A 17,100-nucleotide genomic window follows, 5' to 3' on the forward strand; every position below is an offset into this window, starting at 1 on the left:
CGGCGGGCTCAGCCGCGGCTCGGCCGGCGCTGCGGCCGCGGCGGCTGCACCCCGTCGGCCAGTTTGCGGGTGGTGAGCAGGAACGCGGTGTGCGCGACCATCCGATGGTCCGGCCGGACCGCGAGGCCCACCACGTGCCACGGCCGGAGCAGGGTCTCCCATGACTCCGGTTCGGTCCAGCAGTTCTGCGCCCGCAGCGCCTCGGTGATGGTGGACAGCTGGGTCACGGTGGCCACGTAGACCACCAGCACGCCGCCCGGCACCAGGTTCGCGCCGACGGTCTCCAGCTGGTCCCACGGGGCGAGCATGTCCAGCACCACCCGGTCCACCTCACCGGTGTGCGTGGCGAGGTCGCCGACGGTGAGGCTCCAGTTGTCCGGCCTGCCGTGGAAGAAGCGCTCCACGTTCTGCACCGCGTGCTGCGCGTGGTCCTCGCGGATCTCGTAGGAGGTCACGCTGCCGGCCGGGCCGACCGCCCGCAGCAGCGAGCAGGTCAGCGCCCCGGAACCGGCACCGGCTTCGAGCACCCGCGCGCCCGGGAAGATGTCGCCCCACATCAGGATCTGCGCGGCGTCCTTGGGGTAGATCACCTGCGCCCCGCGCGGCATGGACAGCACGTAGTCCGCCAGCAACGGGCGCAGCGCCAGGTACGAGGTGCCGCCGCCGGCGGACTTCACCACCGAACCCTCCGGCTTGCCGATCAAGTCGTCGTGCGCCAGCGCGCCCCGGTGGGTGTGGTACTGCTCCCCTTCCGCCAGCACGAGCGTGTAGTGCCGTCCTTTCGGATCGGTCAGCTGTACCCGGTCTCCGGCCACGAACGGCCCGCTAGCGGACACCCATCCTCCATCTTCGGTGCAAATACGGCGTCCGATCTTCGCAGACCAGCAACGCGCCCCGGGAAGCGCCCGCTAGCTTTGTCGCCGCGAGGAGATCGCGGCCCGCAGATCCTCGCGCCGCAGCACACCGGCCGGGCGGCCTTCCTCGTCCACCACCAGGAACTGCCAGGCCGGGGTTTCGCGTACCCGCTCGGCGATCTCGGCCGCCGGATCCGAGGCCAGCAGCACGGTCTCCGCCCTGATCGGCTCCGCGGCGAGTTCCGCCGGCGATCCTGGCGACGCCATCGCGAGCCGTTCCGCGGCCACCTCGTCCAGCAGGCCCGCGGCAACCCCGTCCGCGCGGACCAGCACCACTCCCCTGCCCGCGGACGCGGCCAGCGCGTCGGACACCGGGCTTTCCGCCGGCAATTGCAGCACCGGGCGGATCAGTTCGGTGACGGTCAGGCCCTCCGGCCAGCTTCGCCTGCTCTCCGCGGCGAGTTCGCTGCTGGCACCGACCGCCACGAACCAGGCGGTCACCACGCAGACACCGAGCCGCAGCCAGCGGTCTTCACTGCCGACGGCGAGCCCGATCAACGCCCAGACGAGCAGGCCGACCGCGACCGCGCCACCGCCGAACACCGCGGCCCTTGTCCCTTTCGCGCGGGTTCCGGTGACCGCCCACACCCCGGCGCGAAGCAGCCTGCCGCCGTCCAGGGGCAGCCCCGGCAGCAGGTTGAACAGGCCGACCGCGAGGTTCGCCACCGCGCACTCGATGACCAGCAACCAGGCCGCGCCCCCCGGCGGCACGGCGAGCAGCAGCAGCCCGCAGAACCCGGCCAGCGCCATGGACACCACCGGGCCGGCCGCCGCGACCATGCCCTCCTGTCCCGGTTTCCGGGGCGTACGGGCCACCTCCGACAGCCCGCCGAGCAGGAACAGCCGCAACCTGCGCACCGGGATGCCGAGCCGGAGCGCAACCACGCAGTGACCGAGCTCGTGCGCCAGCACGGAAAGGCCGAGCAGGACGGCGAAAGCCCCGGCCAGCAGCCAGGAGGTGGCCATCCCCGCACCGGGCAGCAGCCTTTCCACCAGTGGCGCGTAGAGCACCACCACGACCAGCGACCCGATCCACCACGACGGCGCCAGCAGCACCGGCACGCCGTCGACCCGGAACAGCAGCAGCCCGCCCTCCACCGCAGTTGGCCTGGTGGAGCGGCTCGGCCTCTGTTCGCTGGTCGCGGCCATGCAGAAAGGATAAAACGCCGCGTGTGGGACATGGGTGATCTGGGCGGCCCGGTTGGCCTACGTCACCCGTCCGCGCGCCGTCGCGAGGCTGTCGGTGGGCTGCCCTACGCTCGGGCAATGAGCAGCACCGACGACGCACTCTTTCCCGCGGAGGAGTCGTGAGCACCGTGAGCACCGAGACAGCGACCACCGCAGCGACATCCGGCCGCCCTGCCGGCGCCCGCCGCCCCGCGCTGTCGCCGTCCAGAGCCAGCGACTTCAAGCAGTGCCCGCTGCTCTACCGGTTCCGTGCGGTGGACAAGCTGCCCGAGGCGCCGACCAAGGCGCAGCTGCGCGGCACCCTGGTGCATTCGGTGCTGGAGAAGCTGTTCGGCCTGCCGTCGGCGGAGCGGCTGCCCGAGCGGGCCAAGGAACTGCTCGCCCCGGCCTGGTCGGAACTGTCCGCGGAACGTCCGGAGTGGACCGAGCTGTTCGCCGACGACGACCGGGCCGAAGTGGACGACTGGCTCGCGTCCGCGGCGAAACTGGTGGATGGCTACTTCGGCCTGGAGGACCCGACCCGGCTGGAACCGGAGGCCTGCGAGCTGCACGTGGAGATCGAGCTGGACTCCGGGGTCCGGCTCCGCGGCTACGTCGACCGGGTGGACGTGGCGCCCACCGGCGAGATCCGGGTGGTCGACTACAAGACCGGGGCCGCGCCGAGGGAGATCGGTGAGGCCAAGGCGATGTTCCAGATGAAGTTCTACGCCGTGGTGCTGTGGCGGCTGCGCGGAGTGGTTCCGCGCCAGCTCAAGCTGATGTACCTGACCGACGGGCAGTCGCTGGCCTACACCCCGGACGAGGCCGAGCTGCGGCGTTTCGAACGCACCCTGGAGGCCATCTGGCAGGCCATCCTGCGGGCCGGCAAGACCGGCGACTTCCGGCCCAATCCGAGTAAGTTGTGCGGCTGGTGCGACCACCAGGCACACTGCCCTTCATTCGGCGGAACCCCGCCGGAGTACCCCGGCTGGCCGGAGCCCGACCCCGGCGAAGAAACGCCGCTCGACCGCGCAGACTGAACCGCCGCCAGACACAGGAGCGAAGACTTGCCCGATGCGTTCTACCTGCCCCTCGGCGGCGGGCGGTTCCAGCCCACCGAGCACACTTCGGGGCCGTGGACACCCGACGCACAGCACTTCGGGCCGCCGTCGGCCTTGCTGGTGCGGGCGTTGGAGGAACTGCCATCCCGGACCGACGGCATGCTCGCCAGGATCACGGTGGACATCCTCGGCCCGGCTCCGCTGACCGAACTGACCGTGCGGGCCAGGATCGAACGGCCTGGCCGATCGGTGGAACTGCTCATCGCCGAACTCGTGGCGGGCGAGCGCACGGTCGCCCGCGCGTCCGCATGGCGGCTGGCCGGCTCGGACACCACCGAGATCGCCACAAGCACGGTGGAGCCGCTGCCCGCACCGGATGGCTTCACCGAGGCTTCGTGGCCGACGAGCTGGAGCGGCGGGTACCTGACCGCGATGGAGTGGCGGGCGGTCGCCGGCGCGATGAAGTCCCCCGGCGCGGCGGCGGTCTGGGTGCGGCAGCGGGTCGCCCTTGTGGACGGTGAGAAACCCAGTCCGCTGCAACGGCTGCTCACCGTCGCCGATTCGGGCAACGGCGTCTCCAATTTCCTCGACCCGGACCACTGGTGGTTCATCAACTCCGAGCTGTCCGTGCACGTCTTCCGCGAACCCGTCGGCGAGTGGATCGGACTGGACGCGGCCACCGTCGCGGGGCCGAACGGGGTCGGCACGGCCACCAGCCGGCTGCACGACACCGGTGGCCATCTCGGCTTCGGCAGCCAGGCTCTGCTCGTCCGGCCGCGGTGAAGGAGCGGGGCGGACCTGCTGGAAAAAAGCACCGCCAAGGTCCCCCATTCAGGGTTGGCGATCCGATAGCTTGAAGGACGCTCGCTACGACAAACATCTGGAGCAAGCAGGCATGCAGATCACCTCGGTGGTCAACCAGAAAGGCGGGGTCGGCAAGACCTCGCTCAGCGTCGGTACCGCGGCCGCGCTGGCCGAAAGAGGTCGGCGGGTGCTGCTGATCGACCTCGACCCGCAGGGCCACGCCACCACCGAGATGCTCGGCCTGCCCGAGGTGCCCCCGCAGGCGCCCAGCCTGGCCAAGGCGCTCACCAAGATGTGGAAGGGCCCGGTCGAGGAGCTGGTCGTCAGCCATCCCCGCAGCAACATCGGCCGCGGCGGCGCCTTCGACGTGATCCCGACCTCGCCCGGCATGTTCGACCTGATCCGCAGGCTCGACCAGTTCCGGGTGCCCGGCTGGCAGCTGGCCAGGGTGGTGCAGTTCGCCAACTACGACCATCTGATCATCGACTGCCCGCCCGCGCTGGATGTGCTCACCAACAACGCGCTCGCCGCGACGCACGGCATCCTGGTACCGGTGCAGCCGGACCGCACGAGCATCCGCGCGCTGCGCCTGCTCTACGACCAGCTCGCCTATGTCGAGCAGACCGTGGGCCGTCCGCCGATCATTCACTACGGCCTGGTGCCGGGGCTGTACCGCCGCCCGATCTCGCACTACGCGATGGCTGCGCTGAACGAGCTGCACACCTTCGGTTTGCCGGTGCTGCCGCACATCCCGCTCGGCGTGGTGATGAACGAAGCGGCCGCGAACGGGGTGCCGGTGACCACGTTCGCGCCGGAGACCATTCAGGCGGAGGCGTTCCGGCAGATCGCGCACGCGGTGGACACCTACCACGCGAACGGCCCGGCGCCGGCCGTGGTGCCGGCCGAGCAGGACTTCGTCTTCGAAGACTTCATCACCGACGTCTCCGACGCCCGCAACCACAACGACAACGGGGCCAGGAAGAAGCTCTACGACCTGATGCCGAAGCGACCGCGGCCGCCGCGCTGACGCTCAGCCCTTCAGCAACGTTTCGAGCAGGGCGAAGGCGACCGAGTCCACTTCGGTGTCGCTGTTGGTCAAAGCCGCCACCCCGATCCCGGTTTCCGGGCTGTAGCCGGCAAAACTGCGGAAGCCGCCGGTGCCGCCGTTGTGCCAGACCACCTCGTGCCCGGTGGACTCCAGCCGCTGTCGCACCCAGGCCAGCCCGATCCGGGTGTTTCCGTCCACAGTGAACTGAGGCTGGGTGGCCAGTGCCAGCGCGGGCGCGAGTTCTCCCGGCGCACCACCGAGATGGGCGCGCAAGTAGCGCAGCAGGTCCGCCACCGTGCCGTAGAGCGCGCCGGCCCCGGCCAGGGTGGGAATCCGCCAGTCCTTGGTGGGCACGCCCTGCGCGTGTCCCTGCGCCTTGCGGCGGCGCTGGGCGGCGCTCAGTGCGACCGTGGTGTCGGACAACCCCAGCGGCACGGTGATCCGGCGGGCCAGAGCGTCGTATCCCCGGTCGTCACGCGCGCCGAGCGCCTGGCCGAGCAGGCCGAACCCGTAGTTGGAGTAAGCGAAAGTGCTGCCGGGGTCGGTGACGAGTTCGGTCCGCGGCAACGCCTTGGCCAGATCGGCCAGGCTGAACGCGGCGTACGGGTCCTCCGGGTCCAGCTCGGGGTCCTCCGCCAGGCCCGGCGGCAGCGGCGGCAGGCCGGAGGTGTGCGTGGCGACGTCGGTGACGGTCACCGGGCGAGGACCGCGGACCGGCATCGGCAGCCAGGCGGGCAAGTGCTCGGCCATCGGGTCGGTCAACCGCAGCCGTCCCCGGCACTGGCCGAGCGCCACGGCGAGGCCGGTGAACGTCTTGGTGATCGAGCCGATCTGGAAGATGGTGTCGGGTTTCGGTGCCGGTGAACCGGGCGCGCCGGTCCGGCCCGCACCGGCGGAATAACTCTGTCTCCGGTCGAAGGCCCCGAGCACCAGCCCGGGATATCCTTTCTCCCGCAAGGCTTTCGCCAGATGATCGTCCACTAAGGACTTCAGGCGGTCTGGCCCGGCGACGGCGGGCGTGGCCCCGAGCAGGGCCGCACCGGCCCCGGCGGTGGCCACGGTCAGGAAGCCGCGTCTGGTGAATCCGGTCATCGTTTACCCCTCTGATCGGTTCTGGTCAGGTCGCCGGCGGGTTGACCGCGGCGAGCAGCACGAGCAGCGGCACCACCCGCGCACCGGGCACCACGTAACGTCCGCGCCCGGCGGCCTGCAGCCAGCCGGCCGCGACGAGCTGGCGGATGTGGTGGTAGAGCTGGCCGGTGGTGCCGAGTGCCTCGTGCTCCTTCAGCTCCGCCCCGGTACGCGCCCCGCCGAGCACTTCGCGCAACAGCAGCAGGCGGACCGGGTGCCCCAGTGCGTTGAAGGCCGCGCTGCACTCCGCCCAGTCGAGGTCGAGCAGGCCGCCGACGGTGGCCGCCTGCTGCCACTCGTAGTACTCCCCGGTCGGCAGCGGGGCTGCCCCGGCGAACAGCACCGCGCCCGCGTCCGGCTCGAGCCGTTCGCGCAGGCCGTTCAGCGCCCAGAAAACCTCTGGATCGGCGCCCGTTCTCGAGGTCTGCTGCACGTCCCGCTGTTCGAGCCGGGCGACCCGCTCCTCCAGTTCGGCCAGCCGCGCCGGCAAGTCCGTACCGTCCACCCGGTCATAGTACAGAATTACGTAATAGCGTAAACTCAGCCGAGCAGTGCGGCACCGGCCAGCCAGGCGATCAGGGACAGCGAGCCCATCGACACCAGCGTGGTGACCAGCACGCAGTCGCGCGCGAACCGGGCATCGATCGAGTACTGGCTGGATGCGATGAACACGTTCTGCGCGGTCGGCAACGCGGAGCACAGCACCGCCGCGAACAGCACCGGACCTGGCAGGCCGAACAGCAACCCGGCGCCCAGTGCCACCGCGGGCTGCACCGCGACCTTGAGCAGCACCGCCATCACCAGCTCCCAGCGGCGGCCGGGTTCCGGCCCCGGCCGCGGCTGCCCGCGACGTCCGGTCCAGAGCGACATGCCGAGCACGAGCAGCGCGGTGGCCACCCCGGCGTTGCCAAGGGTGTGGATCGGCCCCAGCAGCAGCTCCGGCGGGCGCAGCCCGGTGGTACCGACCAGCACGCCCAGCATGGAAGCCGCGATCACCGGGTTGCGCACCGGCAGCAGCAGCATCGAACGCCAGCGGGAACCGTTGTCGCGCCGCACATCCAGCTCGATCAGGGCGAGCATCGACGGCATCATCACCAGCGACTGCACGAGCAGCACCGCGACGATGAACGACGAACTGCCCAGCACCTGCAACGCCACCGGGATGCCAAGGTTCGCCGCGTTGACGTAGCAGGACGCCATCCCGGTCAACGTGCGCTCGGCAGGACGGCGGCCGAACACCAGCCAGGAGACCAGGCAGCCGAGCACGCCGACCACGACCGTGCCGACGCCGAACGCGATCAGCCCCTCGTTCACCAGCGCGGAGAACGGGGTGTCGATCAGGGTGCTGAACAGCACCGCCGGCATCGCCACGTTGAACGCCAGCTTGGTGAGCACCGCGCCGGCGGGCTCACCGAGTACCGAAAACCGCTGCAGCAGGTAGCCCAGTCCGGTCAGCACCCAGATGGGCGCGAACGCGGACAGCGCTGAGGTCAAAGACGGCAGGACCGGATATCGGAGGCCAGTACCGCCTTCGCCCCGGTTTCCGCCAGCTCGTCCATGATCCGGTTGACGTCCTTGCGCGGCACCATCGCCCGCACCGCCACCCAGTCCGGGTCGGCCAGCGGGGCCACCGTCGGCGACTCCAAGCCGGGAGTGATCGCGATCGCCGCGTCCAGCAGCGAACGCGGGCAGTCGTAGTCCAGCATCATGTAGTGCTGGGCGAAGACCACACCCTGCAACCGGGCGGTGAGCTGGGCCTTCGCCTTCGACAGCTCGGTGCCCGACCGGTGCACCAGCACCGCTTCGGACACGCAGATCGGGTCGCCGAAGGCCACCAGGTTGTGCTGGCGCAGGGTGCGGCCGGAGCCGACCACGTCCGCCACCGCGTCCGCCACGCCGAGCTGGATGGAGATCTCCACCGCACCGTCCAGCCGGATCACCTCGGCGGTGATGCCCTGGCGGGCCAGGTCGTCCCGGACCAGCCGCGGGTAGGAGGTGGCCAGCCGCTTGCCGGCCAGGTCACCCGGCTGCCAGTCGCGCCCCGCGGGGCCGGCGTAGCGGAACGTCGATCCGCCGAAGCCCAGCGACAGGGTCTCTTCCACCGGTGCGCCGGAGTCGAGCGCGAGATCGCGGCCGGTGATGCCGAGGTCCAGCTCGCCGGAGCCGACGTAGATCGGGATGTCCTTGGGCCGGAGGAAGAAGAACTCGACCTCGTTGGCCGGATCGAGCACCGTCAGGTCGCGCTGCTCATGCCGCTGGCGGTAACCGGCCTCACCGAGCATCTCCGACGCCGGCCCGGCCAGCGCTCCCTTGTTCGGCACGGCAACCCGCAGCATTCGATCACTCCCTGTAATTCCTGTGCCCGGACCGGTCACAGGTAGCGGTAGACGTCCTCGGTGGAGATCCCGCGGCCGAGCATCAGCACCTGCACCCGGTAGAGCAGCTGCGAGATCTCCTCGGCCAGCCGGTCGTCGGACTCGTGCTCGGCGGCGATCCACACCTCGCCTGCTTCTTCGAGCACCTTCTTGCCCTGCGCGTGCACGCCGTCGTCCAGTGCCGCGACCGTGCCCGAACCCTGCGGGCGGGTCCTGGCGCGTTCGGCAAGCTCGGCGAACAGCTCATCGAAGGTCTTCACGGTCTGCAGATCCTTCCACCCCGCGTTGAGCTGGGAGTATCCGGGTTCCCACGGTGACGGCTCGGTCACACTGCGACCGTGCGGCCGAGCCCGCGACACGCCCGGCGATACTCCAAATGGCGCAAAGAAAGTTGACGTACTCGAAGAATTGCACTTGGCTTAAAAACTCCGACCGCTCCGAAGTTCGCTGAGAGAACGGGAAGAAGTGATATGGCCAGCCAGGAGTCACGCGCTCGAAACTTTTCGGAAACCTTGGCCTCAGGAGGGCCGCTGCAGATCAAACTCCCGCTACCGGCAGATCGGCTCGATCAGGATGCCGAACACTGTTCGGTCCTCGTCGACGGGGAGTGGCGTGATCTCCGTTTTCACGATTATGACCAGATTTACCGAATTCCCGGGCTGTACGAGCAGCTCTTCCACGGCATTCTTGACTGCCGTTCACCCGACGTGATTGCGAAATTGCTGAAAGAGGAACTCCAGCAGGACGGATTCGCGGGCAGCGACCTGCGCGTGCTCGACCTCGGTGCCGGCAACGGCCTCGTCGGCGAGCAGCTGCACAACATGGACGTCGGCAAGCTGATCGGGGTGGACATCATCCCGGAGGCCAGGGAGGCCGCACTGCGCGACCGGCCCACGATCTATGACGCCTATCACGTCGCCGACATGACCGACCTGCCGCCGGCAGTGCACGCGGAGCTGAAAGCGGCGAAGTTCAACACCATGTGCTGCGTGGCCGCGCTCGGCTATGCGGACATTCCGCCGGCCGCGTTCCGCGCGGCGTTCAACCTGGTCAGCGACAACGGCTGGATCGCGTTCAACATCAAGGACCGGTTCCTCGCCGACGACGACACCTCGGGATTCGCGACGCTGGTCCGGCGACTGCGCGAAGAGAAGGTCCTCGAACTGCTCGCCTCCGAGCGGTACGAGCACCGGCGCAACGTGAACGGCGAGCCGCTGCACTACGTGGCGCTGGTCGGCACCAAGCACGGTGACATCCCGGAAGAGTTCCTGCCAGGACGGTGATGCCGGATCACCAGAGCCCGCCTCGCTCGAACTCGAGCAGGTGGCGCTTGCGTTCGATCCCGCCGCCATAGCCGGTGAGGCTGCCCGTGGCGCCCACCACCCGGTGACAGGGCACCACGATGCTGATCGGGTTCTTGCCGTTGGCGAGGCCGACCGCCCGCGCGGCGGTCGGCTGCCCGAGCCGGTCGGCGAGCTGGCCGTAGGAGATCGTCTCGCCGAACGGGATCGCGCACAGCTCGGTCCACACCCGGCGCTGGAACGGGGTGCCCACCAGTGCGAGCGGAAGCTCGAACACGGTCCGCCCGCCGGCGAAGTACTCGGCGAGCTGGGCCTCGGCGTCGGCGAACAGGTCGGCGTCCGGCACGCCGAAGGTCTCCTCCGGCGGACGGTACCGCTGCTGGTCCATGTACAGACCGGTCAGCGTGCCGTCCGCCGCGACCAGGGTCAGTTTGCCGACCGGACTGTCCACCACGTGGTGCGCCCGGTTGTCGGTGCGGATCATCGTTTTCCCTTCAGGTCAAGCAGGTTCAAGCAAGTTCAAGCGGCCGGGAGGTGGTTGATCGGGTGCTCGCCGGTGGCCCACAGGTACTGGACCGCGTAGGCGCGCCAAGGCCGCCACCGCTCGGCGTGCGCGGTCAGCGCGGCGGCTCCGGCCGGCAGACCGAGCGCACCGGCGGCGGCACGGATACCGAGGTCGGAAGGGATGAAAGCGTCCGGGTCGCCCAACGCGCGCATCGCGATGGTCTCCACCGTCCACGGCCCGAAGCCGGGCAAGGCGTCCAGCTGGGCGCGGGCTTTCGCCCAGTCACTGCCCGCGCCGAGGTCGAGCTCGCCGGAGGCCAGCGCCTCGGCCAGCACGGCGAAAGTCCGCCGGCGACTGGCCGGCATCGCCAGGGTCGCCGGGTCCACTTCGGCGAGCGCATCGGGGCCGGGGAACAGGTGGGTCAGCCCGCCGTGCGGGTCCTCGACCGGCTCGCCGTGCGAGGTCACCAGCCGGGCGGCGTGGGTGCGCGCCGCGGCGGTGGACACCTGCTGCCCGAGTACCGCGCGGACCGCGAACTCCTCGGCGTCCACGGTCCGCGGCACCCGGCGTCCGGGGTTCTTCGCGATGTACGGGGCGAGCACCGGGTCGCCGGCCAGCTGCTCGTCCACCGCCACCGGGTCGGCGTCCAGGTCGAGCAGCCACCGGCAGCGGCTGATCGCCATCGCCAGGTCCCGCAGGTCGCTCAGGGTGAGCCGGCAGTCGATGTACTCCGGGACCGGCCGCAGCTCGACCAGCCCGGGACCGTGCGGCAGCCGCAGGGTCCGCCGGTACGCCCCGTCGCGCCACTCCTCCACCCCGGGCACCGCGGTCGCGGCCAGGTGCCCGAACAGGTTGTCCGGGCACAGCGGCGCCCGGAACGGCAGCCGAAGCGACAGCACACCCGGCGCCGAGGTCGGCTTCCGGTGCGCGGCCCGGCGCCGAAGCTCGGTCGGGGACAGCGCGAACACGGCCTGCACGGTGTCGTTGAAGGCCCTGATGCTGGCGAACCCGGCGGCCAGCGCGAGCTCGGCCATCGGCAACGTGGTCGTCTCGATCAGCAGCCGCGCGGTCTGCGCCCGCTGTGCCCTGGCCAGTGCGAGCGGACCGGCGCCGAGCTCGGCGCGCAGCTGGCGCTCGATCTGGCGCACGCTGTAACCCAGCCGCGCGGCCAATCCCGGCACGCCGTCGGTGTCCACCACGCCGTCCGCGATCAGCCGCATCGCCCTGGCGACCAGATCCGCGCGCTCGTTCCACAGCGGCGACCCCGGGCTCGCGTCCGGCCGACACCGCTTGCAGGCCCGGAAACCGGCCTGCTGCGCCGCCGCGGCGCTCGGGTAGAAGACCATGTTCCGCACCTTCGGCGGGACCACCGGGCAGCTCGGTCGGCAGTAGATCCCGGTGGTCAGCACCGCGGTGAAGAACCACCCGTCGAACCGGGCGTCCTTGGATCGCACGGCCCGCACACAGCGCTCCACGTCTTCGTACATGCGCTCAGTCTTGCCCGCACCGACCTGGTGGTCTAGCGAAAAAACGACATCATCCTCGCGGTCGCCGATGGTGTCGCGAAACCGCTACCGCTGGGCCGCGGCGAGCACCTCCCCGAGCACGGCCGGGTCCACGCCCACCAGCGAGCCGCGGAAGATCCGCCGCGGCCCCGGTGCCACCGGCACGTCGTTGGGCACCACCAGCACCGCACAGCCCGCCGCGGCGGCGGACTCGGCGCCCGGCGGCGAGTCCTCCACCGCAACGGTGCGCGCCGGGTCCGCGCCCAGCAGCTCGGCGGCCTTGAGATAGGGCCGGGGGTGCGGCTTGTTCAGCCCGTCCACCTCGTCCCCGCACACCGTGACGGCGAAGAAGTCCCGGCCGATGGTGTTCAGCGCCAGCTCGGTCAGCGATCGTTCGGTCGAGGTCACCAGCGCGGACGGGATACCGGCCGCGCGCACCGCGGCCAGCGCCTCGGCGGCGCCCGGCCGCCACGGCAGCTCGTCGTCGAACAGGGACGAGGTCCGCTGCCGGATCCAGGCCCCCATCTCGGCGATCGCCTCCGCGGTGGCCGCGCGGCCGGTCACCTCGAGCAGGTACCTGGCCGTACTGTCCATATTGGACCCGACCAGGGTGGCGCGCTGCTGTTCGTTCAGGCTGCCGCCCAGCGACTCGGCCGCTTCGTAGAGCGCCACGTCCCAGAGCTTCTCCGAATCGACCAGCGTGCCGTCCATGTCCCACAGCACGGCCACAGGTCCGTCCAAAGCGGACGGTTCAGTCACGGAAGCTCCTAGGTGTTGAAGTACTTGGCTTCGGGATGGTGGCAGACGATGGCGTCGGTGGACTGCTCCGGATGCAGCTGGAACTCCTCCGAAAGCTTCACCCCGATCCGCTCCGGCTCCAGCAGGTCCACGATCTTCGCCCGGTCTTCCAGGTTCGGGCAGGCACCATAGCCGAGCGAGAACCGAGCACCACGGTAGCCGAGCTTGAAGAACTGCTCCACGTCCTCCGGGTCCTCGTCCGCCATCGCCGCGCCGCTGGCGAAGTGCAGCTCCTCGCGCAGCCGCCGGTGCCAGTACTCGGCGAGCGCCTCGGTCAGCTGCACGCCGAGGCCGTGCACCTCCAGGTAGTCGCGGTAGGCGTCGGCGGCGAACAGGTCGTTCGCGTAGTCGGCGATCGGCTGGCCCATGGTGACCAGGGTGAGCGGCAGCACGTCCACCTCGCCCGCTTCGAGAGCGAGTTCGCGCGGGCGGTAGAAGTCGGCCAGGCACATCCGCCGGTCCCGGCGCTGGCGCGGGAAGGTGAACCTGGTCCGCTCCGGCGCGTCAGGCCGCGCTTCGGTGAGCACGACCAGATCTTCGCCATCTGCCACGCAGGGGAAGTAGCCGTAGACCACCGCGGCGTGCTGGAGCAGCCCGTCGGTGGCCAGCCGGTCCAGCCAATACCGCAGCCGGGGGCGGCCCTCGGTCTCCACCAGCTCCTCGTAGGTCGGGCCCTTGCCGCCCTTGGCGCCGCGCAGGCCCCACTGACCCATGAACGTGGCCCGCTCGTCCAGCATGGCCGCGTAGTCCGCCACCGGCACGCCCTTGACCACCCGGTTGCCCCAGAACGGCGGGGTCGGCAGCGGCACGTCGGTGGCCACATCGGACCGGGCCGGTGGCGGCGCCTGCGCTTCCTCGGCGGCCTGCTGCTTGGCCTTGCGGGCCTCCGCGATGCGCAGCGAACGCTCCCGGCGTTCCTTGCGCTCGGCGCGCTTGGCCTCCGCCTCCTGGTCGATGATCGGCGACTCGCCCCGCTTCGCGCCCATGATCGCGTCCATCAGCCGCAGGCCCTCGAACGCGTCCCTGGCGTAGCGGACATCGCCGAGATAGACCTCGGTCAGGTCGTTCTCCACATAGGACCGGGTCAGCGCGGCGCCGCCGAGCAGCACCGGCCAGCGGGTGGAGACCCCGCGGGAGTTCATCTCCTCGAGGTTCTCCTTCATGATCACCGTCGACTTGACCAGCAGCCCGGACATCCCGATGGCGTCCGCGTTGTTCTCCTCGGCGGCGTCCAGGATGGTGGTGATCGGCTGCTTGATGCCGAGGTTGACCACCTCGTAGCCGTTGTTGGACAGGATGATGTCCACCAGGTTCTTGCCGATGTCGTGCACGTCGCCGCGGACGGTGGCCAGCACGATCCTGCCCTTGCCGCCGGAGTCGTCCTTCTCCATGTGCGGTTCCAGGTGCGCGACGGCCGCCTTCATCACCTCCGCGGACTGCAGCACGAACGGCAGCTGCATCTGCCCGGAGCCGAACAGCTCACCCACCGTCTTCATGCCGGAGAGCAGCGTGTCGTTGATGATCGCCAGCGCCGGCCGGTCCTTCAGCGCTTCGTCCAGGTCGACGTCCAGCCCGTTGCGGGCGCCGTCCACGATCCGCCGCTCCAGCCGCTCGAACAGCGGCAGCGCGGCCAGCTCCTCGGCCCGCGACTCCTTGCTGGACGCCGTGCTGACCCCTTCGAACAGGGCCATCAGCTCCTGCAGCGGGTCGTAGCCCTCGCGCCTGCGGTCGTAGATCAGGTCCAGCGCGACCGAGCGCTGCTCGTCCGGGATACGGGCCATCGGCAGGATCTTCGAGGCGTGCACGATCGCGGTGTCCAGCCCGGCCTGCACGCACTCGTGCAGGAAGACCGAGTTCAGCACCTGCCGCGCGGCCGGGTTCAACCCGAAGGAGACGTTGGACAGGCCGAGCGTGGTCTGCACCTCCGGGTAGCGCTTCTTCAGCTCCCGGATCGCCTCGACCGTCTCCAGCGCGTCCCGGCGCGACTCCTCCTGACCGGTGGCGACCGTGAAGGTCAGGGTGTCGATGATGATGTCCGAGGTGCGCAGGCCCCAGTTGCCGGTGATGTCCTCGATCAGCCTGGACGCGATCGCCACCTTGTGCTCGGCGGTGCGCGCCTGGCCTTCCTCGTCGATGGTCAGCGCCACCACCGCGGCGCCGAACTCCTGCACCATGGCCATGACCTTCTGGAACCGGGACTCCGGGCCGTCGCCGTCCTCGTAGTTCACCGAGTTCACCGCGCACCGGCCACCGAGCCGCTCCAGGCCGGCCTGGAGCACCGCCACCTCGGTGGAGTCGAGCATGATCGGCAGGGTGGACGCGGTGGCCAGCCGTCCGGCCACCTCGGCCATGTCGGCCGCACCGTCCCGGCCCACGTAGTCCACGCAGACGTCGAGCATGTGCGCGCCGTCGCGGGTCTGGTCGCGGGCGATCTCGACGCAGTCGTCGAGCCTGCCCTCCAGCATCGCCTCGCGGAAGGCTTTCGAGCCGTTGGCGTTGGTCCGCTCGCCGATCATCAGCACGGTGGCGTCCTGTTTGAACGGCACCGCCTGGTACAGCGACGAGACCCCTGGCTCCGGACGCGGCCTGCGCGCCCCCGGCTGCAGGTCCGCCACCGTCTCGGCGAGCAGCCGGATGTGCTCGTCGGTGGTCCCGCAACAGCCGCCGACCAGCCCGACACCGAAGTCCCGGACGAAACCGGACAGCGCTTCGGCCAGCCCTTCCGGGCCGAGCGGGTACACCGCGCCGTTCGGCCCGAGCTCGGGCAGCCCGGCGTTGGGCATCACCGACAACGGCACCCTGGCGTGCTTGGACAGCTGGCGCAGGTGCTCGCTCATCTCGGCGGGCCCGGTCGCGCAGTTCATCCCGATCAGATCGATTCCCAGCGGCTCCAGCGCGGCCAGCGCGGCGGCAACCTCGGTGCCGAGCAGCATGGTGCCGGTGGTCTCCACGGTGATCGACGCGATCACCGGCACCCGGCGGCCCTCGGCGGCCATGGCGCGGTGCGCGGCGACGATCGAGGCCTTGGTCTGCAGAATGTCCTGAGTGGTCTCCACCAGCACCGCGTCCACACCGCCCACGAGCAGGCCGCGGACCTCTTCCACGTACGCGTCGCGAAGCTGGGAGTAGGGCGCGTGGCCCAGGGTGGGCAACTTGGTGCCGGGGCCGACCGAGCCCAGCACGAACCTCGGCCGGTCCGAAGTGGAGAACTCGTCCGCGACCTCGCGGGCGAGCCTGGCGCCGATCTCAGAAAGTTCGAAAATCCGGTCTTCTATGTCATATTCGGCGAAGTTCGCGAAGTTGCAGCCAAAGGTGTTGGTCTCCACCGCGTCCGCGCCGGCCGCCAGGTAGCCACGGTGCACCCCGCGCACCACGTCCGGCCTGGTTACGTTGAGAATCTCGTTGCAGCCCTCGAGGCCGGAGAAGTCGTCCAAGGTCAGGTCGTGTGCCTGTAACGCTGTACCCATCGCCCCATCGGCGACCACAACACGCGAACCAAGGGCGTCGAGCAGCGGCGATGAAAGATGCTGTGGCATGTCTCCCAGGCTACGGTCTCCGGCTAGGGGAACGGGTCGTAGGCTGGTCAGGTGAGTGAGCCCGCCGACGACAAGCAGCAACCCGACACACCGCAGCAGGACGAGGCGGAGTCGCCGCAACCGGTCATGGTGGTGGCCTTCGAAGGGTGGAACGACGCAGGTGACGCGGCCAGTACGGCCATCGAGCACCTCCAGCTGAGCTGGGACGCGAAACCGCTCGCGGAGCTCGGCCCCGACGACTACTACGACTTTCAGGTGAGTCGCCCGAGCGTCCGCATGGTGGACGGGGTAACCCGCAGAGTGGAATGGCCGACCACCAGACTTGCCGTCTGCCGCCCCGACGGCTATACGCGCGACGTCGTGCTGGTCCAGGGCCCCGAGCCCAACATGCGCTGGCGTGCCTTCTGCGCGGAGCTGCTGGAGCACATCGAAGACCTCGGGGTGTCCACCGTGGTCACCCTCGGCGCGCTGCTGGCGGACACTCCGCACACCCGGCCCGTCCCGGTGACCGGCACCGCCTACGACGCCGAAGCCGCCAACCGGTTCGGCCTGGAGCGAAACCGCTACCAGGGCCCCACCGGCATCGTCGGCGTGCTGCAGGACTTCTGCGTGCAGGCCGGCATCCCGGCGGTGTCCATCTGGGCCGCGGTGCCGCACTACGTGTCGCACCCGCCGTCGCCGAAGGCCACCCTGGCGCTGCTGCACAAGCTCGAGGACGTGCTGGACGTGGAGATCCCGCTCGGCGCGCTGCCCGAGCAGTCCGAGGAATGGCAGCAGACCGTCTCCGAGATGGCCGACGAGGACGAGGAGATCAGCGACTACGTGCGCTCGCTCGAGGAGCGCGGCGACGCGGAAACCGAGATCACCCTGGACGAGGCCAGCGGCGACAAGATCGCCGCCGAGTTCGAGCGATATCTGCGACGGCGGCGCCCCGGGCAGGACGGACCCCGGTGAG

16 protein-coding genes are annotated in these 17,100 nt (G+C 70.2%); 5 read left to right on the forward strand and 11 right to left on the reverse strand.

Annotated elements, in window-relative coordinates:
- Positions 1–8: 8 nt before the first annotated feature.
- Positions 9–836: a tRNA (adenine-N1)-methyltransferase gene (locus AMYNI_RS0138810; RefSeq protein ID WP_026361472.1), complete on the reverse strand. Its 828-nt coding sequence runs from the start codon at positions 834–836 to the stop codon at positions 9–11.
- Between the two features lie 72 nt (positions 837–908).
- A complete protein-coding gene (locus tag AMYNI_RS0138815) occupies positions 909–2,063 on the reverse strand; it encodes a site-2 protease family protein (protein WP_157357666.1) in 1,155 nt (384 codons plus the stop codon).
- A 158-nt stretch (positions 2,064–2,221) separates the two neighbouring features.
- Here AMYNI_RS0138815 and AMYNI_RS0138820 point away from each other — a divergent pair, with 158 nt between their 5' ends.
- From AMYNI_RS0138820 to AMYNI_RS0138830, 3 genes are all read left to right on the forward strand, one after another.
- A complete protein-coding gene (locus AMYNI_RS0138820; protein WP_020673524.1) occupies positions 2,222–3,121 on the forward strand; it encodes a RecB family exonuclease in 900 nt (299 codons plus the stop codon).
- 27 nt (positions 3,122–3,148) lie between these two features.
- The gene (locus tag AMYNI_RS0138825) at positions 3,149–3,925 is read left to right on the forward strand and encodes a thioesterase family protein (protein ID WP_020673525.1); all 777 of its coding nucleotides are present in this window, start codon (positions 3,149–3,151) and stop codon (positions 3,923–3,925) included.
- Between the two features lie 112 nt (positions 3,926–4,037).
- A complete protein-coding gene (locus AMYNI_RS0138830; RefSeq protein ID WP_020673526.1) occupies positions 4,038–4,973 on the forward strand; it encodes a ParA family protein in 936 nt (311 codons plus the stop codon).
- Between the two features lie 3 nt (positions 4,974–4,976).
- On the opposite strand, the gene AMYNI_RS0138835 is transcribed toward AMYNI_RS0138830, so the two are convergent.
- The 5 genes from AMYNI_RS0138835 to AMYNI_RS0138855 are packed head-to-tail and all read right to left on the reverse strand — an operon-like array spanning position 4,977 to position 8,760.
- A complete protein-coding gene (locus AMYNI_RS0138835) occupies positions 4,977–6,086 on the reverse strand; it encodes a serine hydrolase domain-containing protein (protein ID WP_020673527.1) in 1,110 nt (369 codons plus the stop codon).
- A gap of 25 nt (positions 6,087–6,111) precedes the next feature.
- Positions 6,112–6,630 carry a hypothetical protein gene (locus tag AMYNI_RS0138840; protein WP_020673528.1) on the reverse strand — a complete coding sequence of 173 codons (519 nt, stop codon included), beginning with the start codon at positions 6,628–6,630 and terminating at the stop codon, positions 6,112–6,114.
- Positions 6,631–6,665: 35 nt separating this feature from the next.
- The gene (locus tag AMYNI_RS0138845) at positions 6,666–7,619 is read right to left on the reverse strand and encodes an AEC family transporter (RefSeq protein ID WP_020673529.1); all 954 of its coding nucleotides are present in this window, start codon (positions 7,617–7,619) and stop codon (positions 6,666–6,668) included.
- The gene (gene hisG / locus AMYNI_RS0138850; protein WP_020673530.1) at positions 7,616–8,461 is read right to left on the reverse strand and encodes an ATP phosphoribosyltransferase; all 846 of its coding nucleotides are present in this window, start codon (positions 8,459–8,461) and stop codon (positions 7,616–7,618) included. The genes AMYNI_RS0138845 and hisG overlap by 4 nt, the downstream gene beginning before the upstream one ends.
- A 35-nt stretch (positions 8,462–8,496) precedes the next feature.
- Positions 8,497–8,760 (reverse strand): phosphoribosyl-ATP diphosphatase, encoded by a 264-nt coding sequence (locus AMYNI_RS0138855; RefSeq protein ID WP_026361475.1) that lies wholly within the window; start codon positions 8,758–8,760, stop codon positions 8,497–8,499.
- A gap of 210 nt (positions 8,761–8,970) precedes the next feature.
- Between AMYNI_RS0138855 and AMYNI_RS46475 the strand changes: the two genes are divergently transcribed.
- Positions 8,971–9,783: a class I SAM-dependent DNA methyltransferase gene (locus AMYNI_RS46475; RefSeq protein WP_051116408.1), complete on the forward strand. Its 813-nt coding sequence runs from the start codon at positions 8,971–8,973 to the stop codon at positions 9,781–9,783.
- A gap of 7 nt (positions 9,784–9,790) precedes the next feature.
- On the opposite strand, the gene AMYNI_RS0138865 is transcribed toward AMYNI_RS46475, so the two are convergent.
- The 4 genes from AMYNI_RS0138865 to metH form a co-directional block, all read right to left on the reverse strand.
- The gene (locus AMYNI_RS0138865; protein ID WP_020673533.1) at positions 9,791–10,285 is read right to left on the reverse strand and encodes a methylated-DNA--[protein]-cysteine S-methyltransferase; all 495 of its coding nucleotides are present in this window, start codon (positions 10,283–10,285) and stop codon (positions 9,791–9,793) included.
- 35 nt (positions 10,286–10,320) lie between these two features.
- Entirely contained in the window at positions 10,321–11,793 is a 1,473-nt protein-coding gene (locus AMYNI_RS0138870; RefSeq protein ID WP_020673534.1) for an AlkA N-terminal domain-containing protein, read from the reverse strand.
- 84 nt (positions 11,794–11,877) lie between these two features.
- Positions 11,878–12,570: an HAD family hydrolase gene (locus tag AMYNI_RS0138875; RefSeq protein ID WP_245574100.1), complete on the reverse strand. Its 693-nt coding sequence runs from the start codon at positions 12,568–12,570 to the stop codon at positions 11,878–11,880.
- 8 nt (positions 12,571–12,578) lie between these two features.
- Positions 12,579–16,145, reverse strand: a complete 3,567-nt coding sequence (gene metH, locus AMYNI_RS0138880) for a methionine synthase (protein WP_026361476.1) — start codon at positions 16,143–16,145, stop codon at positions 12,579–12,581.
- A 51-nt stretch (positions 16,146–16,196) separates the two neighbouring features.
- On the opposite strand from metH, the gene AMYNI_RS0138885 reads away from it, so the two are divergent.
- Positions 16,197–17,099 (forward strand): PAC2 family protein, encoded by a 903-nt coding sequence (locus AMYNI_RS0138885; RefSeq protein ID WP_020673537.1) that lies wholly within the window; start codon positions 16,197–16,199, stop codon positions 17,097–17,099.
- Position 17,100 lies beyond the last annotated feature (1 nt).

The sequence above is a fragment of the Amycolatopsis nigrescens CSC17Ta-90 genome, from assembly GCF_000384315.1.
GTDB classification, from domain to species: Bacteria; Actinomycetota; Actinomycetes; order Mycobacteriales; family Pseudonocardiaceae; genus Amycolatopsis; species Amycolatopsis nigrescens.